General features: G+C 52.0%; 19 protein-coding genes and 2 tRNA genes. 20 read left to right on the top strand and 1 reads right to left on the bottom strand.

What is annotated here, in order from left to right:
- Window positions 1–65 precede the first annotated feature (65 nt).
- The 14 genes from rlmE to rpsO all read left to right on the top strand — a co-directional run bounded on the left by rlmE (window position 66) and on the right by rpsO (window position 13,244).
- Entirely contained in the window at window positions 66–695 is a 630-nt protein-coding gene (rlmE, locus tag E1N14_RS05635) for a 23S rRNA (uridine(2552)-2'-O)-methyltransferase RlmE (RefSeq protein WP_025009927.1), read from the top strand.
- 44 nt (window positions 696–739) lie between these two features.
- The gene (gene ftsH, locus E1N14_RS05640) at window positions 740–2,704 is read left to right on the top strand and encodes an ATP-dependent zinc metalloprotease FtsH (RefSeq protein ID WP_025009928.1); all 1,965 of its coding nucleotides are present in this window, start codon (window positions 740–742) and stop codon (window positions 2,702–2,704) included.
- A 113-nt stretch (window positions 2,705–2,817) separates the two neighbouring features.
- The gene (folP, locus tag E1N14_RS05645) at window positions 2,818–3,654 is read left to right on the top strand and encodes a dihydropteroate synthase (protein WP_025009929.1); all 837 of its coding nucleotides are present in this window, start codon (window positions 2,818–2,820) and stop codon (window positions 3,652–3,654) included.
- A gap of 98 nt (window positions 3,655–3,752) precedes the next feature.
- On the top strand, window positions 3,753–5,090 hold the full coding sequence (gene glmM, locus E1N14_RS05650; protein ID WP_025009930.1) for a phosphoglucosamine mutase: 1,338 nt from the start codon (window positions 3,753–3,755) through the stop codon (window positions 5,088–5,090).
- Between the two features lie 182 nt (window positions 5,091–5,272).
- Window positions 5,273–6,055 (top strand): triose-phosphate isomerase, encoded by a 783-nt coding sequence (tpiA, locus tag E1N14_RS05655; RefSeq protein ID WP_025009931.1) that lies wholly within the window; start codon window positions 5,273–5,275, stop codon window positions 6,053–6,055.
- 1 nt (window position 6,056) lies between these two features.
- Complete coding sequence (gene secG, locus E1N14_RS05660; protein ID WP_025009932.1) at window positions 6,057–6,362, top strand: preprotein translocase subunit SecG; 306 nt, start codon at window positions 6,057–6,059, stop codon at window positions 6,360–6,362.
- A gap of 10 nt (window positions 6,363–6,372) precedes the next feature.
- A tRNA-Leu gene (locus tag E1N14_RS05665) sits at window positions 6,373–6,459 on the top strand.
- Window positions 6,460–6,540: 81 nt separating this feature from the next.
- A tRNA-Met gene (locus E1N14_RS05670) sits at window positions 6,541–6,617 on the top strand.
- 174 nt (window positions 6,618–6,791) lie between these two features.
- On the top strand, window positions 6,792–7,247 hold the full coding sequence (gene rimP / locus E1N14_RS05675; protein WP_025009933.1) for a ribosome maturation factor RimP: 456 nt from the start codon (window positions 6,792–6,794) through the stop codon (window positions 7,245–7,247).
- A gap of 27 nt (window positions 7,248–7,274) precedes the next feature.
- Window positions 7,275–8,774 carry a transcription termination factor NusA gene (nusA, locus tag E1N14_RS05680; protein WP_028780659.1) on the top strand — a complete coding sequence of 500 codons (1,500 nt, stop codon included), beginning with the start codon at window positions 7,275–7,277 and terminating at the stop codon, window positions 8,772–8,774.
- Between the two features lie 24 nt (window positions 8,775–8,798).
- A complete protein-coding gene (infB, locus tag E1N14_RS05685; protein WP_025887923.1) occupies window positions 8,799–11,456 on the top strand; it encodes a translation initiation factor IF-2 in 2,658 nt (885 codons plus the stop codon).
- Window positions 11,457–11,513: 57 nt separating this feature from the next.
- Window positions 11,514–11,927, top strand: coding sequence for a 30S ribosome-binding factor RbfA (gene rbfA, locus E1N14_RS05690; protein WP_025009934.1), 414 nt, complete (start codon window positions 11,514–11,516; stop codon window positions 11,925–11,927).
- Window positions 11,927–12,874 (top strand): tRNA pseudouridine(55) synthase TruB, encoded by a 948-nt coding sequence (truB, locus tag E1N14_RS05695; RefSeq protein ID WP_025009935.1) that lies wholly within the window; start codon window positions 11,927–11,929, stop codon window positions 12,872–12,874. Before rbfA ends, truB begins: the two co-directional genes overlap by 1 nt.
- A gap of 100 nt (window positions 12,875–12,974) precedes the next feature.
- Window positions 12,975–13,244: a 30S ribosomal protein S15 gene (rpsO, locus tag E1N14_RS05700; protein WP_025009936.1), complete on the top strand. Its 270-nt coding sequence runs from the start codon at window positions 12,975–12,977 to the stop codon at window positions 13,242–13,244.
- Window positions 13,245–13,439: 195 nt separating this feature from the next.
- Here the strand turns inward: rpsO and E1N14_RS05705 are convergent, their stop codons facing one another.
- Entirely contained in the window at window positions 13,440–15,494 is a 2,055-nt protein-coding gene (locus E1N14_RS05705) for an EAL domain-containing protein (RefSeq protein ID WP_044733930.1), read from the bottom strand.
- A gap of 200 nt (window positions 15,495–15,694) precedes the next feature.
- On the opposite strand from E1N14_RS05705, the gene pnp reads away from it, so the two are divergent.
- From pnp to E1N14_RS05735, 6 genes are all read left to right on the top strand, one after another.
- Window positions 15,695–17,797: a polyribonucleotide nucleotidyltransferase gene (gene pnp, locus E1N14_RS05710; RefSeq protein WP_025009937.1), complete on the top strand. Its 2,103-nt coding sequence runs from the start codon at window positions 15,695–15,697 to the stop codon at window positions 17,795–17,797.
- 153 nt (window positions 17,798–17,950) lie between these two features.
- Complete coding sequence (nlpI, locus tag E1N14_RS05715; RefSeq protein WP_028780654.1) at window positions 17,951–18,850, top strand: lipoprotein NlpI; 900 nt, start codon at window positions 17,951–17,953, stop codon at window positions 18,848–18,850.
- Window positions 18,851–18,949: 99 nt separating this feature from the next.
- A complete protein-coding gene (gene prfC, locus E1N14_RS05720; RefSeq protein WP_025009938.1) occupies window positions 18,950–20,533 on the top strand; it encodes a peptide chain release factor 3 in 1,584 nt (527 codons plus the stop codon).
- 59 nt (window positions 20,534–20,592) lie between these two features.
- Window positions 20,593–20,769, top strand: a complete 177-nt coding sequence (locus E1N14_RS05725) for a hypothetical protein (protein ID WP_162173422.1) — start codon at window positions 20,593–20,595, stop codon at window positions 20,767–20,769.
- Window positions 20,762–21,559 carry a TatD family hydrolase gene (locus E1N14_RS05730; protein ID WP_025009939.1) on the top strand — a complete coding sequence of 266 codons (798 nt, stop codon included), beginning with the start codon at window positions 20,762–20,764 and terminating at the stop codon, window positions 21,557–21,559. Before E1N14_RS05725 ends, E1N14_RS05730 begins: the two co-directional genes overlap by 8 nt.
- Window positions 21,560–21,735: 176 nt before the next feature.
- Window positions 21,736–23,031 (top strand): NupC/NupG family nucleoside CNT transporter, encoded by a 1,296-nt coding sequence (locus E1N14_RS05735; RefSeq protein WP_025009940.1) that lies wholly within the window; start codon window positions 21,736–21,738, stop codon window positions 23,029–23,031.
- Window positions 23,032–23,247 lie beyond the last annotated feature (216 nt).

Genomic DNA, 23,247 nt, shown 5'->3' on the forward strand with positions numbered 1-23,247 from the left:
GTTGAAAAGCCGCTATTCTACCCTCATATAGCCCTTGTGTAACTCTCATTTGTTGCGGATTTTGAATGTCAGGTAAGAAACGTACGGCCAGTTCCACCCGTTGGATGCAGGAACACTTTGATGATCACTATGTCAAATTGGCACAAAAACGGGGGCTGCGTTCGCGGGCCGCGTTCAAGTTAGAGGAGCTGCAACAAAAAGATCAGCTGATTAAACCCGGGATGACAGTGGTCGACCTGGGGGCGGCTCCCGGAGGTTGGTCTCAGGTGGCGGCCAAGTTGGTCGGTGAAAAAGGTAAAGTGGTTGCCTGTGATATTTTACCGATGGACCCAATCGTTGGTGTCGATTTCCTTCAGGGAGACTTCCGTGAGGAAAAAGTCCTTGAGGCCTTGCTGACCCGGGTAGGGGAAGATAAGGTTGACTTGGTGCTCTCGGATATGGCGCCCAATATGAGTGGTTCAGATGGTGTGGATCAGCCCAGAGCCATGTATTTAGTGGAGTTGGCGCTGGATATGTGTCATCAGGTGTTGGCAGCCAATGGTAGTTTTGCTGTTAAAGTCTTTCAGGGGGAGGGCTTTGACGAGTATATGAAAGCAGTCAGACAAGCGTTCAAGACTGTAAAAACCCGTAAGCCGGATTCCTCCAGGCCACGTTCTCGCGAGGTCTATCTGGTAGCGACAGGGTACAAGTTGTAGTACCCTGATTGAAGTAAATCTCAAGACTTTGTGAGGTTCAGTAATTGAGTGACATGGCAAAAAATTTGATTCTCTGGGTGGTCATCGCCGTGGTGCTGATGTCCGTGTTCCAGGGTTACTCCCCCTCTTCTTCGTCAGCGCAGAAGATGGATTATTCGACTTTCCTGGACGATGTTCGTAGCGGCCAAGTCAGTAACGTTGAAGTGAAAAGCGACCAACGTACGATTGAAGGCGTCAAAAAGTCCGGTGAAAAGTTCACCACCATTATGCCCTTGTATGACCAGGATCTGATCAATGACCTGGATCGTAAAGGCATCCGCATGAAAGGGCAGGAAGCCGAAGAGTCAGGTTTCCTGACACAGATCTTCATCTCCTGGTTCCCCATGTTGCTGCTTATCGGGGTGTGGATCTTCTTTATGCGACAGATGCAGGGCGGTGGCGGTAAAGGCGCCATGTCCTTTGGCAAGAGTAAAGCCAAGCTGATGAGCGAAGATCAGATTAAGACTACCTTTGCCGATGTGGCCGGTTGTGACGAGGCCAAGGAAGAGGTGAAGGAGATGGTGGATTATCTGCGTGATCCCACCAAATTCCAGAAACTCGGTGGCCGTATTCCTACCGGTGTCTTGATGGTTGGTCCCCCAGGTACAGGTAAAACCTTGCTTGCCAAGGCGATTGCCGGTGAAGCAAAGGTGCCTTTCTTTACCATCTCAGGTTCTGACTTTGTGGAAATGTTTGTCGGTGTCGGTGCCTCCCGGGTACGTGACATGTTCGAGCAAGCCAAAAAGTCGGCTCCATGCATCATCTTTATCGATGAAATCGATGCCGTTGGCCGTCAGCGTGGTGCCGGGCTCGGTGGTGGTCACGACGAGCGTGAGCAAACATTGAACCAGATGTTGGTGGAAATGGATGGCTTTGAAGGTAATGAAGGTATTATCGTTATCGCCGCAACCAACCGTCCAGACGTATTGGATGCCGCTCTGCTGCGTCCAGGCCGTTTCGACCGCCAGGTTGTAGTGGGGCTGCCGGATGTTCGTGGCCGTGAGCAAATTCTTAAAGTGCACATGCGTAAAGTGCCTTTGGGTGACGATGTTAAAGCCAGTGTAATTGCTCGTGGTACACCAGGGTTCTCAGGTGCGGATCTTGCCAACCTGGTTAACGAGGCTGCACTGTTTGCCGCTCGCGGTAATCGCCGTGTGGTGACCATGGAAGAGTTTGAGAGTGCCAAAGACAAGATCATGATGGGCGCCGAACGCCGCTCCATGGTGATGTCTGAGTCCGAGAAAGAGATGACGGCTTACCACGAAGCCGGCCACGCGATTGTGGGCTATCTGGTGCCTGAGCACGACCCTGTGCATAAGGTAACCATTATCCCTCGAGGCCGGGCCTTGGGTGTGACCTTCTTCCTGCCGGAAGCCGATGCCATCAGTGAGAGCCGCCAGAAGCTGGAGAGTAAGATCTCTGTGGCCTACGGTGGTCGACTGGCCGAAGAGATTATCTTTGGCACTGAAAAAGTCTCTACCGGTGCATCTCAGGACATTAAATATGCTACGGCCATTGCCCGTAACATGGTGACCCAGTGGGGCTTCTCCGAGAAACTCGGTCCGCTGCTGTATGCAGAGGAAGAGGGTGAAGTATTCCTGGGCCGCTCCATGGCCAAGTCCAAGCATATGTCTGATGAGACTGCGGCCATCATAGACTCTGAAATCAAGGCCATCATTGACCGCAACTACCAGCGTGCCAAACAACTGCTGGATGAGAATATGGACGTACTGCACGCGATGAAAGATGCGTTGATGAAGTATGAGACCATAGACTCGCGCCAGATAGAGGACCTGATGGAGCGCCGCGAAGTGCGTCCTCCGGTCGATTGGCAGCTGGACGACAATGGCTCTTCCAACGGCAATAATGGCAGTAAAGGTGCCAAGCCTGAAGAGACTGAAGTTGAAGAGCATGAGCCGAGTGATACTGCTGCAGATTTGGGCAAACCCGGCGAGAGCCCACTGAAATAAGCCTACTCTGAGGTAAAAGAAAACCCCGCAAGGGGTTTTCTTGTTTCTGCCTGAAGGCACAATAATAAATCCAATAAAGATGTTCTCGCGCTTGACGCGTAAGGGAGTAAAGAGTGTTTGAACTAAAGTCCGGTGCTCACAAACTACTACTCGATGAGCCCAAGGTAATGGGGATCCTCAATGTAACCCCGGATTCATTTTCCGATGGCGGCCGCTTTTCTTCCTTTGAACTGGCCTGCCGCCACGCCGACCAAATGGTGGCCGATGGCGCCGTGTTTATCGATATCGGCGGCGAGTCCACCCGGCCCGGAGCTGCCGATGTCAGCGTCGATGAGGAGCTTTCCCGGGTTGTTCCCTTGGTGGAGTATATTGTCGCCAAGTATCCCCACATCTGGATCTCTTTGGATACCAGTAAAGCCGAAGTGATGCGCGCCGGTATCAATGCCGGCGCTCACCTTATCAATGATGTGCGGGCCTTGCAGGAGCCCGGCGCCCTACAAGCCGCTGCTGAGCTGCAGGTACCTGTATGCCTGATGCATATGCAAGGACAACCCAGAACCATGCAGAATGCGCCCCACTATGAGGATCTGCTTGCCGAGGTGAATGACTTCTTTGCCAAGCGCATTGAGGCCTGTATTGATGCGGGGATCGCCAGAGAGGCAATATTGCTGGATCCGGGTTTTGGATTTGGCAAGACGCTGGAACACAATTATCATCTGCTGGCTCATTTGCAAGAGCTGGCAAAATTTGATCTGCCTTTACTTATCGGACTATCGCGAAAGAGTATGATAGGAAATCTGCTTGAGCGCAGTGTCGACAACAGATTGGCAGGTAGCCTGGCGGGCGCCATGTTGGCTGCTCAGCGGGGCGCACATATTATTCGGGTACATGATGTTGCAGAGACCAGCGATGTACTCAAGGTCATGGCAGCAACCAAGCAGTTTGGATAAAGACTGCGCCGTGACTTCATAGGTTTCAGGCCGGCGGGTCAGCCGGCATTAGGTTTACAGTATATAGAATAACCATTCAAAGATGGTTCTCAGTAGGAGTGAGCGTGAGAAAGTTTTTTGGTACGGACGGGATCCGCGGCAAGGTTGGAGCGGGCAAGATGACTCCGGAGCTGGCACTTAAGCTTGGCTGGGCTGCCGGTAGGGTCTTGTCCCGCAGTGGTACCCGTAAAGTGATTATAGGCAAGGATACCCGGATCTCAGGTTATCTGTTCGAGTCGGCGTTGGAAGCCGGCCTGTCTGCCGCCGGACTCAATGTGATGTTAATGGGGCCCATGCCGACGCCGGCAGTCGCCTACCTGACCCGAACATTCCGCGCCGAGGCGGGGGTCGTTATCAGTGCATCTCACAATCCCTACTATGACAACGGCATCAAGTTTTTCTCCACAGATGGCAGCAAGCTGGATGACGAACTGGAACTGGAGATTGAAGCCGAGCTGGAAAAACCTCTGGTTTGTGTTGAGTCGCACCTGCTGGGGAAAGTCTCCCGTATCGATGATGCCGCCGGTCGTTATATCGAATATTGCAAAGGTAACTTCCCGGCGGATCAAACCCTCGCCGGGCTCAAGATAGTGGTGGATTGTGCTCACGGCGCTACCTATCACATTGCTCCCAATGTGTTCCGCGAACTGGGCGCCGAGGTAGTGACCATAGGGGATAAACCCAATGGCATCAACATCAATGATCAGGTTGGCGCGACCTCCATGGCCAAGATTTGTGAGACCGTGGTCAGCGAAGGCGCCGATCTGGGTATCGCGCTCGATGGCGACGGTGACCGTATCATGATGGTCAATCGACAGGGTGAAGTGATAGACGGCGATCAGATCCTCTATATTCTTGCCTGCGACGCCCAAAAGCGCGGCATTCTTAAAGGCGGGGTTGTCGGTACCCTGATGTCCAATCTTGGACTCGAATTGGCACTCAAACAGCTCAATATCCCCTTTGCCCGTTCCAAAGTCGGCGACCGCTATGTAATGGAACTGCTGAAAGAGAAAGATTGGCGTATAGGGGGGGAGAACTCAGGCCATATCCTCAATCTGGATCATGGTACTACGGGTGATGGCATAGTGGCAGGTATTCTGGTGCTGGCGGCCATGCGTCGTCACAACGCCTCGCTGGACGAGTTGACTGAATCTATGAAGATGTTGCCTCAGGTCCTTATTAATGTTCGCTTTGAAGGCAACTCAGATCCGCTGGCATCACAACTGGTGAAAGACGCCCAGGCTCAGGTTGAGTCGCAACTTGGTGAGCGCGGCCGGGTCCTGCTGCGTAAATCCGGTACTGAGCCTTTGATCCGGGTGATGGTGGAAGGGGACGATGAAGCCCAGGTGCGCGCCCATGCCGAAACCATTGCCACCGCAGTCAAACAAGCGGTTTAAACTGGCCTTTTTTAGCTTAATCAAAGTAAAATTAATGACTTAAGCTGGAATTGTGAGCGATTTACTGAGTGCGAGCGCAAAAAGTAGCCGAACACACAGTAAATCGCAAAAATTCCGTAATCAGGTATTGTAAGTTAATAAGTGGTTCGCTATTATTCACGCCGCTTTCAGAGGAGATGGTGATGGCACTCAGACGTCCAATGGTAGCAGGCAACTGGAAAATGAATGGCAGCGCGCAGTTGGCGCAAGAGTTGTTCAAGAAGTTTGCCACCAAGCTACATAATGATTCTGTTGAAGTGGTTTTATGCCCACCAGCAATTTACCTGGAAAGCGTAAGGCAACTGCTCGAAACTAACAGAGAAACCCTGAACGGTTCTCTGGTTAGAATGGGGGCTCAAAACCTGAGTCAGCACGATTTTGGTGCCTACACAGGTGAAACCTCAGGGCGGATGCTGAAAGATGCCGGCTGTCGTTATGTGATAATCGGTCACTCGGAACGCCGCCGTATGTACGGTGAGACGAGTAATATAGTGGCAGAGAAATTTGCCGCAGCTCAAAAGCACGGTTTGACCCCGATACTTTGTGTCGGTGAATCGGGCCCGGCTCGTGAAGCAAGACGTACCTTCGAGGTGCTTGCCGAGGAGTTGGATGTGGTAATCGAAAAGAACGGTACCATGGCTTTTGATAATGCGATCATCGCCTATGAACCCCTTTGGGCTGTAGGGACAGGAAAGAGCGCAACACCGGAGCAGGCACAAGAAGTTCACGCGTTTATACGCAATCGCCTCTCTGAAGTGTCCCCTTATATCGGGGAAAATATCAGGATCTTGTACGGCGGCAGTGTCACACCGAGTAATGCTGCAGATTTATTCGCCCAACCTGATGTGGATGGTGGACTGATAGGCGGTGCTAGCTTAAACTCTACCGAATTCTTGAGTTTATGTACGATAGCAATGAGCGCTTAATATGAAAGAAGTACTGATGGTTATTTACTTGTTGGTAGCTTTGGGTCTGGTTGGACTCATCCTTATCCAGCAAGGCAAAGGGGCTGACATGGGCGCATCTTTTGGTGCCGGTGCTTCAGGAACCCTGTTCGGTTCAGCAGGTTCAGGTAACTTTCTGACCCGTACAACGGCGATTCTCGCTATCGCGTTTTTCACTCTCAGCCTGGTTATCGGCAATATGAGTGCACATCACGTGAAGCAGGAAACCAACATTATGGGGCCTGACGTAGAACAGACCCAACAGTCTGAGACCAAAATTCCAGACTAATACCGAATATGCCGAGGTGGTGAAATTGGTAGACGCGCAGCCTTGAGGTGGCTGTGACCTAACGGTCGTGCGGGTTCAAGTCCCGCTCTCGGCACCAATCTTTAACTGAGAAATGGATGTGAAATTTTCCTCAGTTATTGCAAGTAAAAACTGAAATCAGTAAACTTGCAGCAGTTGACGCGGGGTGGAGCAGCTTGGTAGCTCGTCGGGCTCATAACCCGAAGGTCGTCGGTTCAAATCCGGCCCCCGCAACCAGCTCCCAGTGATGAATTGCGCTACTCTACAATTCATCCTGTTTACAGGTTCTTGAACATAATGACCTCGTGATTACGGGGTTTTTTGTTATCTGGGACTTTTAAATTTGCTGCCTTTTACGGCAGCTCAATACTGGGGCTATTAATAGCCCTTTTTTGTTTTTCGGGGGTTACCTTGGCAACATTAGAATCCAGACTCACAGAAATGCTTACTCCAGCAGTGGAAGGCTTAGGCTACCAGCTCTGGGGTATTGAATTTGTTAAGGCCGGCAAGCATTCAACCTTGCGGCTATTTATTGACAGTGAGAACGGCATTAATATTGAAGACTGTGCCAATGCCAGTCGTCAGGCGAGCGCCATTCTGGATGTCGAGGACCCTATCACTTCCGAATACACTCTGGAAGTCTCCTCTCCCGGTCTCGACAGGCCGCTGTTCACCTCTGAGCAATATGGTATGTACCTTGGAGAGGAAGCAAAGATTCAACTGACTATGCCGGTAGCGGGTAGTCGTAACTTAAAAGGTACCATCACTAAGGTGGACGGGCAGATGCTCACCCTGACAGTGGATGGAAAAGACTTGATTATTGCCTTGGATAACATCCGTAAAGGCAACCTGATCGCTAAGTTTTGATGGTTTCAAGGTGAACGAGGCAAGACGATGAATAAAGATATTTTGCTGGTCGCTGAAGCGGTTTCCAACGAAAAGGCTGTACCGCGCGAAAAGATTTTCGAGGCGCTCGAAATTGCGCTGGCTACCGCAACCAAGAAAAAGTATGAAGGCGATATCGATGTTCGTGTTGCCATAGATCGCAAAACCGGCGACTACGAGACTTTTCGCCGCTGGTTGGTGGTTGATGATAACGGTGAAGCGTTGGAAAACCCTTACCGTGAAATCACTCTGGAAGCGGCTCGTTATGAGAACCCTGAGATCCAGCCTGGTGAGTTCATTGAGGATGAAATTGATTCGGTACAATTTGACCGTATCACCACTCAAACCGCCAAGCAGGTGATAGTACAGAAAGTCCGTGAAGCCGAGCGTGCCCAAATCGTCGAGCAGTTTATCGACAAAGAAGGTGATTTGGTTACCGGTGTGGTCAAAAAGAGCAACCGCGACAGCGTAGTGGTTGATCTCGGCAACAACGCAGATGGCGTGCTGTTCAAAGAAGATCTGATCTCCCGTGAGACTTTCCGTCCGGGTGACCGTGTACGTTCTCTGTTGTATGCAGTGCGTCCCGAGGCCCGTGGTGCTCAGTTGTTCCTGACTCGCACCAAGCCAGAGATGCTGATCGAACTGTTCCGTGTTGAAGTACCGGAAATTGCCGATGAGATGATCGAAGTGATGGGCGCCGCCCGTGACCCAGGTTCACGGGCCAAGATCGCCGTGAAATCAAACGATCGTCGTATCGACCCTATCGGTGCCTGCGTAGGTATGCGTGGAGCCCGGGTACAGGCCGTATCCAATGAGCTCGGTGGTGAGCGTGTTGACATAGTGCTTTGGGACGATAACCCGGCACAATTTGTTATCAACGCCATGGCACCGGCCGATGTGGCCTCAATTATTGTTGACGAAGATAACCACTCAATGGATATCGCCGTCGAAGCCGATAGTCTGGCACAAGCTATCGGCCGCAATGGTCAAAACGTTCGTTTGGCGACACAGCTGACCGGCTGGGTACTGAACGTGATGACAGTGGAAGACATGAACAAGAAACATCAGGCCGAAAGCGCCAAAGTGATGGAGCTGTTCATGGGTGCGTTGGATGTGGACGAAGATTTCGCCCAGGTGCTGGCCGACGAAGGATTCACCTCTCTGGAAGAGGTGGCTTATGTTCCTGTTTCCGAGCTGTTGGCCATCGAAGGATTTGATGAAGACATAGTTGCCGCATTGCGTGAGCGCGCCAAGGCTGCCTTGTCTACCCGTGCACTGGCATCCGAAGAAGCACTGGATGGTGCCGAACCGAGTGAAGAGTTGTTGTCCATGCCTGGAATGGAGCGCCACCTGGCCTACGTTCTGGCAAGCATGGGTGTGATAACTCTGGAAGATTTAGCCGAGCAAGGCATTGACGATTTGATCGAAATTGAAGAATTGACAGAAGAAAAAGCAGGTGAGCTCATCATGGCAGCCCGCAACATCTGTTGGTTTGGCGAAGAAGCATAGTCGATCAACAGGGGGATTTAACTGATGGCAGAGACAACAGTAGAGAAACTGTCCACTGAAGTGGGAAAAAGCGTAGAGCGATTGATCGAGCAGTTTTCCAAGGCCGGTATCAAGAAAGGCAAGAATGACAGTGTCACCGAGGCAGAGAAACAGCAACTGCTGGACTACCTGAAAAAGCAACATGGTGCGGACAGTGCGCCCACCAAGATGACATTACAGCGTAAAACCGTATCGACTCTGAGTGTCGCCGGCAGCGGCGGCCAGTCCAAAGACGTCAAAGTCGAAGTTCGCAAGAAGCGCACCTTTGTGAAGCGTGACCCGGCCGAATTGGCCCGTCAGGCGGAAGAGCAGGCCCGCGCAGAAGCCGAAGCCAAAGCTCAGGCAGAAGCCGAAGCGAAAGCCAAGGCAGAAGCTGAAGCCAAGGCCAAGGTAGAAGCCGAAGCGAAAGCCAAGGCGGAAGCTGAAGCCAAAGCCAAGGCTAAAGCGGCTCAGGATGCCGGCAAAGCCAAGGAAGAGGTTAAGGCCGATCCCAAGACCAGCGCCGAGCAGGAAGCTGCCCGTGTTGAAGCCGAGCGTTTGAAAGCGGCTCAGGCTGAAGCTGTTAAGCGCAAGGCCGATGAAGAAGCCGCCCGTGCGGCAGCCGAAGCCCGTCGCCTAGCTGAAGAGAATGAAAAGCGCTGGGCCGAAGAAGAGCGTCAGCGTCTTGAAGCCGAGAAGCGCAGCGATCACCATATCACTACCTCTAAAGTGGCCCGCGCCGCCGAAGATACCAGCGATATGGATGAGGAGAAGCGTGGTCGTCGTTCACGTCACAAGAGTGCCGGTAAGAAACGTACCAAGGACTCCCGTGACGGTCGCGAGCGCAACATCCGTAACCGTGCGCCTCAATCCATGAACCATGGCTTCAACAAGCCGGTTGCCGCGGTAAACCGCGATGTACGCATAGGTGAAACTATTACTGTGGCCGAGCTGGCCCAGAAGATGGCCATCAAAGCCACTGAAATCATCAAGACCATGATGAAGATGGGCTCTATGGTGACCATCAACCAGGTACTGGATCAGGAAACTGCCCAACTGGTTGCCGAGGAGATGGGCCATAAGGTTGTGCTTATCCGTGAAAACGAGCTGGAGCATCAAGTTCTGGCCGACCGTGACGGTGAAGATGTCAAACTGGAGCCTCGTGCGCCGGTTGTGACCATCATGGGTCACGTTGACCACGGTAAGACCTCGCTGCTTGACTATATCCGTCGCACCAAGGTTGCGGCCGGTGAGGCAGGTGGTATTACCCAGCATATCGGTGCCTACCATGTAGAAACCGACAACGGCATGATCACCTTCCTGGATACTCCAGGCCACGCCGCGTTTACCGCTATGCGTGCCCGTGGTGCCAAGGCCACTGATATCGTGGTTCTGGTTGTGGCTGCCGATGACGGCGTAATGCCTCAGACCATTGAAGCTATCCAGCATGCCAAGGCCGGTGGTGTACCGCTGATTGTGGCAGTGAACAAGATGGATAAGCCCGAAGCCGATATCGACCGCGTCAAGAGCGAACTGTCCCAGCACGGCGTGATGTCGGAAGAGTGGGGCGGTGACAACATGTTTGTGTTCGTATCTGCCAAGACAGGTATGGGCGTGGACGAGCTGCTGGAAGGTATCTTGCTGCAAGCCGAGATCCTCGAGCTCAAAGCCGTACGTGACGGCATGGCCGCCGGTGTGGTTGTTGAGTCTCAGCTGGATAAGGGCCGTGGTCCTGTTGCTACCGTCCTGGTTCAGGAAGGTACTCTGCGTCAGGGCGATATCGTTCTGTGTGGTCTGGAGTACGGTAAGATCCGTGCCATGAAGGATGAAAACGGTAAGAGCATCACTGAAGCCGGTCCGTCGATTCCGGTTGAGATCCTGGGTCTGTCCGGGGTGCCTTCTGCCGGTGACGAAGCGACTGTTGTTCGTGACGAGCGTAAGGCCCGTGAAGTCGCCCTGTATCGTCAGGGTAAGTTCCGCGACATCAAGCTGGCGCGTCAGCAGAAGTCCAAGCTGGAAAACATGTTTGCCAACATGACCGAAGGCGAAGTGAAAGAGCTGAATATCGTGCTCAAGTCCGACGTACAGGGTTCTTTGGAAGCCATCGTCGACTCGCTGACCCGTCTGTCTACCGAAGAAGTGAAAGTTAACATCATAGCCAGTGGCGTAGGTGCACTGACCGAGACAGATGCGACTCTGGCAGCGGCGTCCAACGCCATCATGGTGGGCTTCAACGTCCGTGCTGACGCTCAGGCCCGTAAGACCATCGAAAGTGAGAGTGTGGATTTGCGCTACTACAGCGTAATCTATGACCTCATCGACGAAGTCAAGTCGGCCATGAGCGGTATGCTTTCTCCTGAATTCAAGCAGGAGATCATTGGTCTGGCTGAAGTGCGCGATGTGTTCAAGTCGCCTAAACTGGGTGCAATCGCCGGTTGTATGGTGACCGAAGGTATCGTTAAGCGCAGTGCACCTATCCGGGTTCTGCGTGAGAACGTGGTTATCTATGAAGGTGAGCTTGAGTCTCTGCGTCGCTTTAAAGATGACGTTAGCGAAGTTCGCAATGGCATGGAATGTGGTATCGGCGTGAAGAACTACAATGATGTTCGCGTAGGCGACCAGATTGAGGTGTTCGAAACCGTCGAGGTTGCCCGTACCCTGTAACGACAACATCGAAAAGGGCGGCTGAGGCCGCCCTTGTTGATTTTGGGGAAGAATACTATGGCAAAAGAATTTAGTCGTACCCGGCGTATCGCACAGCAACTGCAACAGGAGCTGGCGCAGGTACTGCAGCGTGATATGAAAGATCCTCGTGTAGGCATGGTCACTGTCAATGACGTGGAAGTCTCACGGGATCTGAGTTATGCAAAGGTGTTTGTCACCTTCTTTGAAGAAGACCCTGTCAAGGTCGACGAAAAGCTGGCTGCACTCAACAAGGCAGCGCCTTATGCCCGCACCTTGGTTGCCGGCAGAATGAAACTCAGGGTGATGCCTGAGCTGAGATTTGTCTATGACAAGTCTCTGGTCGAGGGGATGAGAATGTCCAACCTGGTGACCGAGGTCATCAATCAGGACAAGGCCAAACAGCAGACCTTTGGCACCGAGTCTCAAGACAAGGATGAGGAAAACAACTGATGGCGCGTCGTCCCAAAGGCCGTTTGGTCGATGGTATCGTCCTGTTGGATAAAGACACTGGCATGAGTTCCAACTTTGCCCTGCAAAGGGTTAAGCGGATCTACAACGCCGCCAAGGCCGGCCATACCGGCGCGTTGGATCCTCTGGCGACAGGTATGCTGCCCATCTGTCTTGGCGAAGCCACCAAGTTTTCCCAGCATCTGTTGGATGCCGATAAACGCTATCTGGTGACAGCCAAGCTTGGAGAGCGCACTGATACCAGCGATTCTGACGGTGAAGTGGTACAAACCCGGCCGGTTGAGTTTTCCGTGACTCAACTGGAAGAGGCGCTGGAGCATTTTCGCGGCGATAGCATGCAGGTGCCTTCCATGTACTCGGCGCTCAAGTATCAGGGGCAGCCCTTGTACAAGTACGCCCGGGAAGGCAAGGAAGTGCCTCGCGAAGCCAGGCCTATTCATGTCTATGATCTCAAGTTCATCTCTTTGGAGAATGACGAGCTGACGCTGGATATTCACTGCTCCAAGGGCACGTACATTCGCACTATCGTAGACGACTTGGGCGAAATGCTTGGCTGCGGTGCCCATGTGATCATGTTGCGTCGCACTCAGGTGGCGGGTTATCCCTATGAGCGCATGGTTAGTCTGGCACAGCTTGAAGCCTTGCTGGAACAGGCCATGACCGAAGAGCGGGTGCCTTCCGAGCTGTTGGATCCTTTGCTGCTTCCCATGGACACTGCGGTTGCCGACCTTCCCGAGTGCAATGTTCCCGATGCCATGGCCGGATATCTGCTCAACGGTAACCCGGTGCGGGTCGCCAAGCTGGAAGCCGATACCCTGGTGCGGATCACCCTGGGTGAAAGCAAGCGCTTTATCGGTGTTGGTATGATGAATGACGATGGTTTGTTGGCTCCCAAGCGTTTGGTAGTGTTGCCTGAGGCAAAAAGCTGAGCTTGACTTGCGATCTACGGCCCTTGAGGTTATTATGTCGCGCCCTTGGCTGAGTTAGTGATCGGCTGGGGAAACTATCAAGACTATTTTGGAGAGACACATGTCACTAAGTACTGAAGCGAAAGCGAAAATCCTGGCTGAATTCGGCCGTGGCGAAAACGACACTGGTTCTACAGAAGTTCAGGTTGCACTGTTGACTGCTCAGATCAACCACCTGCAAGACCACTTCAAAGAGCACACTCACGATCACCACTCACGTCGTGGTCTGCTGCGTATGGTTAGCTCTCGTCGTAAGCTGCTGGCTTACCTGAAGCGTACCGACGTTGCTCGTTATACCGCTCTGATCCAGAAGCTGGGTCTGCGTCGCTAATCGCGAACTGTACCAAAAGAAGAGGAGGCCCAGGCCTCCTTTTTTTGTATCTGCAATTTGGGGCAAGCTTATTGAAATCATGCCCTTTTCTGTGCGCTTTCGTCCTAACCTGTCTTTAAAAATTCTGACCAGTCATTCTCTTTGAGCACGGGCTTTTCAGAGTGAGTGAATGCAGCGAAGCTTATCGGCTCAAGCTCAGCTTAGTTGGCCATCCAGCTCCAGGATCCTGGCGTTATTCGGGATGATGTACTTGGCCTCAAACTCTTCCAGTGACAGCGGCTGACTGAAATAGAAGCCTTGACCTATGGCGCAGTGATTTTGCTTCAGCCACTCAAGTTGCTGCTCGTTCTCTATGCCTTCGGCGACAATTTTCAGATCCAGTTGCCGTCCCAACATCAAAATAGTGGAAGCTATTGCGCTCTCATGGGGCAGGTCGGTCACGAAACAGCGGTCAATCTTCATGGTGGTGATTGGCAAGTGTCTCAGATAGGAAAGGGATGAGTAACCTGTACCGAAGTCATCGACGGCAATACCGAACCCTGCGGATTTAAGTTGCTCCAGCTTGCTGATTGCCAGCTCAATATCATTCATCAGCGAGGTCTCGGTGATCTCCACTTCCAGCAATTCGGGCTTTATCTGATAGCGCAGCGCCATCTGTTTGATATCCGGTACCAGGCTGGCGTCAGCAAACTGCTGTGAGGCAACGTTGACGGCGATAGGAGTGCTGAAGTTATAGCGTTTTTGCCAGCGGCGCAGCACCCGGCAGCTTTGTTCTATGACCCAGCGGCCGATAGGGATGATGATCCCGGTTTCTTCCGCCACGGGAATAAACGACATGGGGCTTATCAGGCGGCCGTCTTTTTGCCAGCGGATCAGCGCCTCACATCCCATCAACTCGCCGGTCTCTATATTGACCTTAGGCTGAAAGTGCAACAGGAATTCGTTGTTACGGATGGCATCGTGCAGGGAGGCTTCGGTGCGCAGTCTCACCGCCGCTCGCTCTGTCATCTGTTGCTTGAAGAAAGCCCATTGGTTGGAACCGGCGGCCTTGGCACTGTACATGGCGATATCGGCATGACGAATAAGGTCTTCGGCGCTCAGACCATCTTCGGGGTAGATGGAGATACCTATGGAAGCGGCCGGGTGAATGGCATGTTCGTTGAGCTGCACCGGGGTATTGAGCTGGACCAGCAACTTGTCGACAAAGTCGGCGGCCTGGGTCGGTGATTGGATTTCATCGGCCAGGATCACAAACTCATCGCCGCCTAGACGGGCCACTGTGCCCTTGTCACCGACCACCCGTTCCAAAATACGGGCGATTCTTGCCAGAAACTGATCACCCACCGCATGACCCAGGGAATCGTTGACGTTTTTGAACCTATCGAGGTCGATAAACAGCAGGCTGAAGTTACGTCTGTGCACCCTGGCGCGTTGAATGGTGACGGCTATGGTTTCCAGTAGCAAGGTACGGTTGGGCAGGCCGGTGAGTGGATCCCGGGTCGCCATTTTACGCAGCTTGCTTTGGGTCTGGCTGAACTGTTTGAGGATCTGGTTGAACTTGGAGGTAACCAGCCCCAATTCGTCATCTTTGTGGTTGGCCGATACCGGCAGCATGTTTTCATCCGGTGATTCCGGGTCAATTTTGTCTATCGCCTCGCTGATACGGGCGATGGGTTGGGTCAAGAAGCGGTGGAATACTATGGACAGCACCAGAGTCAGAAACAACGCCCTGGCCAGGGTGGCGGCAAAACTGAACTGCAACTGGCTTATAAGGCTTTGGGTCAGCTCTCGGGTATCATAATTGATAGTGAGCGTGCCTATCAGTTGCTCTTTTTGCGCACCTTCAAAATAAAAGGGCCGTTGCAGTGGCCTTGATATCTGCTTGAGATCGCCAAACAGTTTGAGACTGATATCCCCGAAAGTATCTGAGGGCTCCGGGCGGCTGCTGCCGAGATTCACGAATAGAGAGTTGTCGTCCAGAGTGATCTTGGCCGAACCGACATGGTCTACCTTCATCACCCCTTCAAGGGTTTGCCGGGCCAGATTATCATCCAGCGCCCAGACAGCATTGGCGGCAGGCTGCTCCACAGAATCGAGCAACTCCTGCTGGCTGCTGATCAAGGACTGCCTTTCTGTAGTCACCACTATCAAAATTTCGATGATAAAAATGGCAACGGCAAAGAATAGCGCAGTGAAAACCACCAGATTGGTTTGCTTCCAGGTGAGTGATTTGAACCTGGCAGTATTCATCTGCCTCTTCCTGCTTTGTAGTCGAATTCTATATTCAAGGCTAGTCCAAATTGGTAGCAATGCAGCAACTTGTGGTTGATATAGTCCACTTTAGAAAAAAGAAGCGCCTTTGTCATCATCTGGCACTCTTTATCTATTCAAGATGTTTGCAGTATACTTACGCGCGAAATTCAAGGTTATTAAATTAAGGAATGGGTCAAGTGAATCCTATTGTAAAAAGTTTTGAGTATGGTCAACACACAGTCACTCTGGAAACAGGGGTTATTGCACGCCAAGCCGATGCAGCCGTTCTGGCCAGCATGGGCGATACTACAGTTCTGGTGACTGTGGTTGGCAAGAAAGAAGCAGACCCAAGCCGTGACTTCTTCCCGCTGACTGTTAACTATCAGGAAAAGACTTACGCAGCCGGTAAGATCCCTGGTGGTTTCTTCAAGCGTGAAGGTCGACCATCCGAAGATGAAACACTGATCGCCCGCCTGATTGACCGTCCTATCCGTCCACTGTTCCCTGACGGCTTCACCAACGAAGTCCAAGTGATCATCACTGTGGTTTCTGTTGATCCACAGATCGAGCCAGACATTGTGGCCATGATAGGTACCTCTGCTGCTTTGGCTATTTCCGGTATTCCATTCAATGGTCCTCTGGGTGCGGCACGTGTCGGTTACATCAATGGCGAGTACGTGCTGAATCCTGGTGCAGAGCTGCGTGAAAACAGCCAGCTGGATCTGGTTGTTGCCGGTACTCAGAGCGCCGTGCTCATGGTGGAGTCTGAAGCCAAGGCCCTGCCTGAAGAAGTGATGCTGGGCGCCGTGGTATACGGTCACGAACAGCAGCAGGTGGTGGTTAATGCCATCAATGAACTCAAGGCCGAAGCCGGTAAGCCTGCTTGGGACTGGACAGCTCCTGTTGCCAACGAAGAGCTGGTTGCCAAGGTTAAGGCGCTGGCCGAAGAAGGTCTTACCGCCGCTTACCAGATCATCGCCAAGCATGAGCGCCGCGATGCGGTAGTTGAAGTCAAGAAAGCCGCTATCGAAAAGCTGCTTGAGGAAAACCCTGAGCTGGATCAGCGTGAGCTGGACGGCCTGCTGGGTAGCCTGGAGAAGAAAGTGGTTCGTAGCCGCATCATCAAAGGTATGCCTCGTATCGATGGTCGTGAGCCTGATATGGTGCGTGCCCTGTCTGTGATGGCCGGCGTGCTGCCACGTACTCACGGTAGCGCCCTGTTTACCCGTGGTGAAACTCAGGCTCTGGTGACCTGTACTCTGGGTACCGAGCGTGATGCGCAGAAGATTGACTCCATCATGGGCGAGCGTACCAACCGCTTCATGCTGCACTATAACTTCCCTCCATACTCTGTCGGTGAAACCGGCATGGTGGGTTCACCCAAGCGTCGTGAAATCGGTCACGGTAAGCTGGCATGGCGTGGTATCAACGCAGTAATGCCTTCTGCCGAAGAATTCCCATATAGCGTGCGCGTAGTATCTGAAATCACTGAATCCAACGGCTCCAGCTCTATGGCGTCTGTGTGTGGTACTTCTCTGGCGCTGATGGATGCCGGTGTACCTATCAAGACTTCTGTTGCCGGTATCGCCATGGGTCTGGTGAAAGAAGGTGATGACTTCGTTGTACTGTCTGACATTCTGGGCGATGAAGATCACCTGGGTGATATGGACTTTAAAGTGGCCGGTACCCGTGATGGTGTAACCGCACTGCAGATGGATATCAAGATTGAAGGTATCACCAAGGAGATCATGGAAATTGCGCTGCAGCAAGCCTATGGTGCCCGTGTGCATATCCTCAATGTAATGGATCAGGCCATTGGCTCTGCCCGTGACGATATCTCCGACCATGCTCCACGTATCACTACCATCAAGATCAACCCTGAGAAGATCCGTGAAGTGATAGGTAAGGGCGGTGCAACTATCCGTGCACTGACCGAAGAGACAGGTACCACTATCGAGTTGGAAGACGACGGCACTGTGAAGATTGCTTCAAACAATGCCGATGCCACCAAGGAAGCTATCCGCCGCATCGAAGAGATCACCTCTGAAGTGGAAGTGGGTCGCATCTACAAGGGTAAAGTTATCCGCATCGTTGACTTCGGTGCCTTCGTTAACATATTGCCTGGTAAAGATGGCCTGGTACACATCTCTCAAATCGCTGAAGAGCGTGTGGCCAATGTATCCGACTACCTGCAACTGAACCAGGAAGTTACCGTTAAGGTAATGGAAGTGGATCGTCAGGGCCGTGTACGTCTGTCTATCAAGGAAGCACAACAAGCCGCTCCAGAAGCAGCCGAGTAAGCTTTCATAGCATGAGAAAAGGAGACCTTGGGGTCTCCTTTTTTATTGCCACCACTTAAATTATCTTGGATTTGCCACTGCGGCTTGATAGCGTAGGCACTGCTGTATTGCTATGATTGAGCCTGCATTGGGATATGACAAAGGAAGGATTGGATGAGTTTTAATCTGCGCGCCGCTGTGTTTTCTGTACTGGCAGGAGCCAGTTTGCTGACTTCGGGATGCGCTTCCCTGCCGGCGTCTGAAGCCAACAGTGAATTGTTGGTTGCCCCTGTCTTGCCGGACTATAAGTTGGAAGTCACTCTGGCAAAACTCAACGAAATCCTGGCCAGAGCAGAGCTGACCACAGAGCAACGCGCCCGTTTTCATTATGATCGCGGCGTTATATACGACAGCGTAGGCTTGAGGATCCTCGGACGTATCGATTTCCATCAGGCGCTGAAATTGCAACCGGATTTGGCCGATGCCTATAACTTCCTCGGTATCTATTACACCCAGGAAGGTGAGTTTGAAAGTGCCTACGAGGCGTTTGATGCGGTTCTTGAGTTATCGCCTGAATATGATTATGCCTTTCTCAATCGCGGAATTGCCCTCTACTATGGCGATCGCAAAGAGCTTGCTGCCAAAGACATGGAAAGCTTTTACCTCAAGGATGAAAGCGATGGTTACCGGGCGCTGTGGCTATATCTGACCGAGTATGAACTCTCACCCCAGGAAGCGCTGGCAAGGCTGCAGTTCAACCGCACCCGTCTGGATGACAATGCCTGGGCGACTGTGCTGGTCGACTATTATCTGGGCGCGGTTGATGAGTCCCAGGTGTTTGCCATGGCCAAGAGTGGCCTGACTCACCCCAAAGAATATGCCGAGCGCTTGTGTGAAGCCTATTTCTATTTGGCCAAGGTGGCGACCGAGCAAGGCCATAAGGATAAGGCGGCCGATTATCTGCGCCTGGCGCTGGCTACCAATATCTATGATTTTGTCGAGCACAGATATGCCAGAATGGAACTGGCATTGCTGGAGCAAACGCCGCAACCTGTACAACAGACAGCTAACTGATCTGCCTTTATCTGACAATCAAAGGCCTTGCCTAGCCAAGGCCTGAGTGAGGCGCTATAATTTGCGCCTTTTTCAAGCGTCATAAGTGTACGGAAGAACATGTCAGGTATTAAAGTCGAAGTGGACAAGCGCCGCACCTTCGCCATCATTTCTCACCCGGATGCGGGTAAAACCACCATTACAGAGAAAGTCTTGCTCCATGGCCGCGCCATTCAATCTGCCGGTACAGTGAAAGGCCGTGGCTCGTCTCAGCATGCAAAATCTGACTGGATGGAGATGGAAAAGGAGCGGGGGATCTCGGTCACGACTTCTGTGATGCAGTTCCCCTACAACGACTGCCTGGTTAACCTGCTGGATACCCCAGGCCACGAAGACTTCTCTGAGGATACCTACCGTACCCTGACAGCGGTGGATTCCTGCCTTATGGTTATCGATGCTGCCAAAGGGGTTGAGGATAGAACCCGTAAGCTGATGGAAGTGACGCGGCTGCGTGATACCCCTATCGTCACCTTCATGAACAAGCTCGACCGGGATATCCGCGATCCGATGGAATTGCTCGATGAAGTGGAAAACGAGCTCGATATTCTCTGTGCACCGGTCAGCTGGCCTATAGGCTGTGGTAAGTCTTTCAAAGGCGTTTATCATATCCACCGCGATGAAACCATCCTGTATCAAACCGGTCACGGTCACACCATTCAGGAAGTGAAGATACTCAAAGGATTGGATAACCCTGAGTTGGACCAAGCTGTTGGCAGCGATCTGGCCGCGCAGCTGCGTGAAGAGATGGAGTTGGTAACCGGCGCCTCCAATGAATTTGATCTCGAGCTGTTCTTAAGTGGTGAGCTGACACCTGTGTTCTTCGGTACCGCCCTGGGTAACTTCGGGGTTGACCATATGCTGGATGGCCTGACCGCCTGGGCCCCCAAGCCAATGCCAAGACAGACCACTGAGCGTTTGGTCGAAGCCGGTGAAGACAAGTTTTCCGGTTTCGTTTTCAAGATCCAGGCGAACATGGATCCCAAGCACAGAGACCGTATCGCCTTTATGCGTATCGTTTCCGGTAAATACACCCAAGGCATGAAGATGAAGCATGTCCGTATAGGGAAAACCGTCAGTATTTCCGATGCGGTAACCTTTATGGCCGGTGACCGTGAGCGCGCCGCCGAAGCTTATGCCGGTGATATCATAGGCCTGCACAACCATGGCACCATTCAGATAGGTGATACTTTTACCCAAGGTGAAGAGTTGAAGTTCTCCGGGATCCCCAACTTTGCGCCGGAAATGTTCCGCCGTATTCGCCTTAAAGATCCATTGAAGCAGAAACAGCTGCTTAAAGGCTTGGTGCAGCTCTCGGAAGAGGGGGCTGTACAGGTTTTCCGCCCTCTGGACACCAATGACCTTATCGTTGGCGCTGTTGGGGTGCTGCAGTTTGAGGTGGTAGTAGCCAGACTCAAGTCGGAATATAACGTGGAAGCCATCTATGAGGCCATCAACGTGGCAACCGCGCGTTGGGTCTACTGTGACGATGCCCGCAAGTTGGAGGAGTTCAGGCGCAAATGCTCCACCAACCTGGCGCTGGATGGCGGCGACAACCTGACTTATATTGCCCCGACCATGGTTAACCTCAATTTGTCCATGGAGCGCTATCCGGACATTGAGTTTGCCAAGACCCGGGAACACTAAATCATAAAGGTGGAGCTTGCTCCACCTTTTTTATTGGGATGTTGTTGAGAGATCTTCTGATGTTTTTTATTCAAAAGTGCTGGCAAAGTTACATCCGTTTTTGTGATCGCATGGGGTTAACCGAAGAAAATCGGCGCTGCTGTATGCCAAGACTCAGCGATCCTCCTTTGCAAAAAGTTGGGCAAGAGGCTGACGCTAAAGACAGGCAAAAAGAAGGAGAACAGCATGATCTTTGATTCTCACGCTCATCTGGATTTCAGCGACTTTGATCATGACAGACTAGCCCTCATGGCCGCGATGAAAGCCGCCGGTATTGGCGGTGCTATCATTCCCGGTGTCAGTCCTCGGCATTGGTCAAAGCAGAAAGCGATTGCTCACCAGCTGCAACTGCCTTTCACCTTAGGGATACATCCTTGGTATTGCCCTAAATCAATTGCCGAGAGTGACCTGGCGCTGACAGCGCTCAAAAGTGAGCTCACTTCTGTAAATGACCCTCTGATGGTAGGAATCGGCGAGTGTGGTTTGGACAAACCCAAGGCTGAGCTGGCGCAAGATAACCCGGCGCATGTCCCCTGGAACCTGCAATACAGGGTGCTGGAAGGGCAGTTGGCCTTGGCGGCGGAGTTGAAGCTGCCGCTGATACTGCATTCGGTGAAGACCCATAATGAACTCTTGGGCATGTTGAAACAGCATTCACTGCCGCGGGGCGGAGTGGTTCATGCCTTTAATGGCTCTTATGAGACGGCGATCGCTTATTTAGAGCTTGGCTTCAAGTTGGGGATTGGCGGCTTGTTGCTGAATAAAAATGCAAAAAAGCTGCGTGATGCAGTTGGCAAATTACCGCTCGATGCCTTGTTGGTGGAGACTGATTCGCCCTCAATGACGCCGAGTTTCCTGCCGGAAAAACGCAATACCCCCCTGACATTGGTACAAATAATAGCCGAATTGGCGGATTTGCAGAAAAAAACCAATGTTCTAATATCAGAACACCTCCAACAGAACTTGATGCAACTGTTTGAGCTTTAGTTTCTTTTAATTAAACAGGTGTAACTCGCATTCTGTGATGTGACTAAACTTTTGAAAATTAACTTCAAAAATTTGATCAAAACGACGATTTTGCCCCGGAGGTCGGGTATAATCTTGCTCGGAAAAAGGTTGGTTAACAACATAATTAAAAAGCGTTAACAATAGGGTGATGGTTAATGAATATACTTATGAGCTTGGTAGGGGTGGTCACCCTACTCGCGATTGGTTTCTTGTTGTCCAACAACAAGAAGGCAATCAATCTTAGAACTGTCGGTGGTGCACTGGCAATTCAGGCTGCATTGGGCGGTTTTGTCTTGTACGTGCCGTTCGGTAAGGACGTTCTCAAGAACGTATCCGATGCTGTTTCCAGTGTTATCGGTTATGCACAAAATGGTATCAGCTTCCTGTTTGGTGATTTGGCTAACTTCAAAGTTGGCTTTATCTTCGCAGTGAACGTGCTGCCGGTTATCGTGTTCTTCTCCTCTCTGATCGCTGTGCTCTACTATCTGGGCATCATGCAGTGGATCATTCGTATTTTGGGTGGGGCGCTGCAGAAGGCCCTGGGCACCAGCCGTACCGAGTCCATGTCTGCCACAGCCAACATCTTCGTGGGTCAGACCGAAGCGCCTCTGGTGGTTCGTCCCTTTATTCCAACCATGACTCAATCTGAGCTGTTCGCCATTATGGTGGGTGGTCTTGCATCTATCGCAGGTTCTGTTTTGGCCGGTTATGCACAGATGGGTGTACCTATCCAGTATCTGGTTGCGGCTTCTTTCATGGCGGCACCTGCGGGTCTGTTGATGGCCAAGCTGATGCATCCTGAAACTGAAACTGCCAAGAACGACATGGATGAGCTGCCTGAAGATCCAGACAAGCCTGCCAACGTACTTGATGCTGCCGCTGCCGGTGCTTCTTCCGGTATGCACCTGGCACTGAACGTTGGTGCTATGCTGCTGGCCTTCATCGGTTTGATTGCCATGATCAACGGCATCATAGGTGGTATCGGCGGTTGGTTCGGCATGGAAAACCTGACTTTGGAACTGATCCTTGGCTATATCTTTATGCCTCTGGCTTACCTCATCGGTGTGCCTTGGAATGAAGCCATGGTTGCCGGTTCTTTCATCGGTCAGAAGATAGTGGTCAACGAGTTTGTGGCTTACATGAACTTCGCACCCTACATCCATGATGCAGCTATGAGCTGTACTGCCGTTGCCGCTGAGGTCACTAAAGAGTTGCCTATGTGTGTGGCTGAAACTCAGGCGCCAATGACAGTCCGTACTCAGGCGATTATCTCTTTCGCTCTGTGTGGCTTCGCTAACCTGTCTTCCATCGCAATTCTGCTGGGCGGCTTGGGTGCCATGGCACCAAATCGTCGTCACGATCTGGCTAAACTGGGTCTGCGCGCTGTGGTTGCCGGTTCTCTGGCTAACCTGATGAGTGCGACTCTGGCCGGTTTGTTCCTGGCACTGTAAGACGGTAGTGAACAGAGGCCTGAATTCGCAGGCCTCTTGTTAACCCAATCGATTTCCAAATTAGCTTTGCTTGGCTCCTGTGCCCACTTAGGTAGGCAACATGAGCAGAACAAGAGTGCAGATATTTCTGACTAGTGAGTGAAATGGGTACTTTTGTTCAAATATAAAATTTAGTGTTCGTATTTTATTTTGTCTTTCTTGTAGTTTTGGATGGAG

It is taken from the genome of Shewanella algae (assembly GCF_009183365.2).
Lineage (GTDB): Bacteria > Pseudomonadota > Gammaproteobacteria > Enterobacterales > Shewanellaceae > Shewanella > Shewanella algae.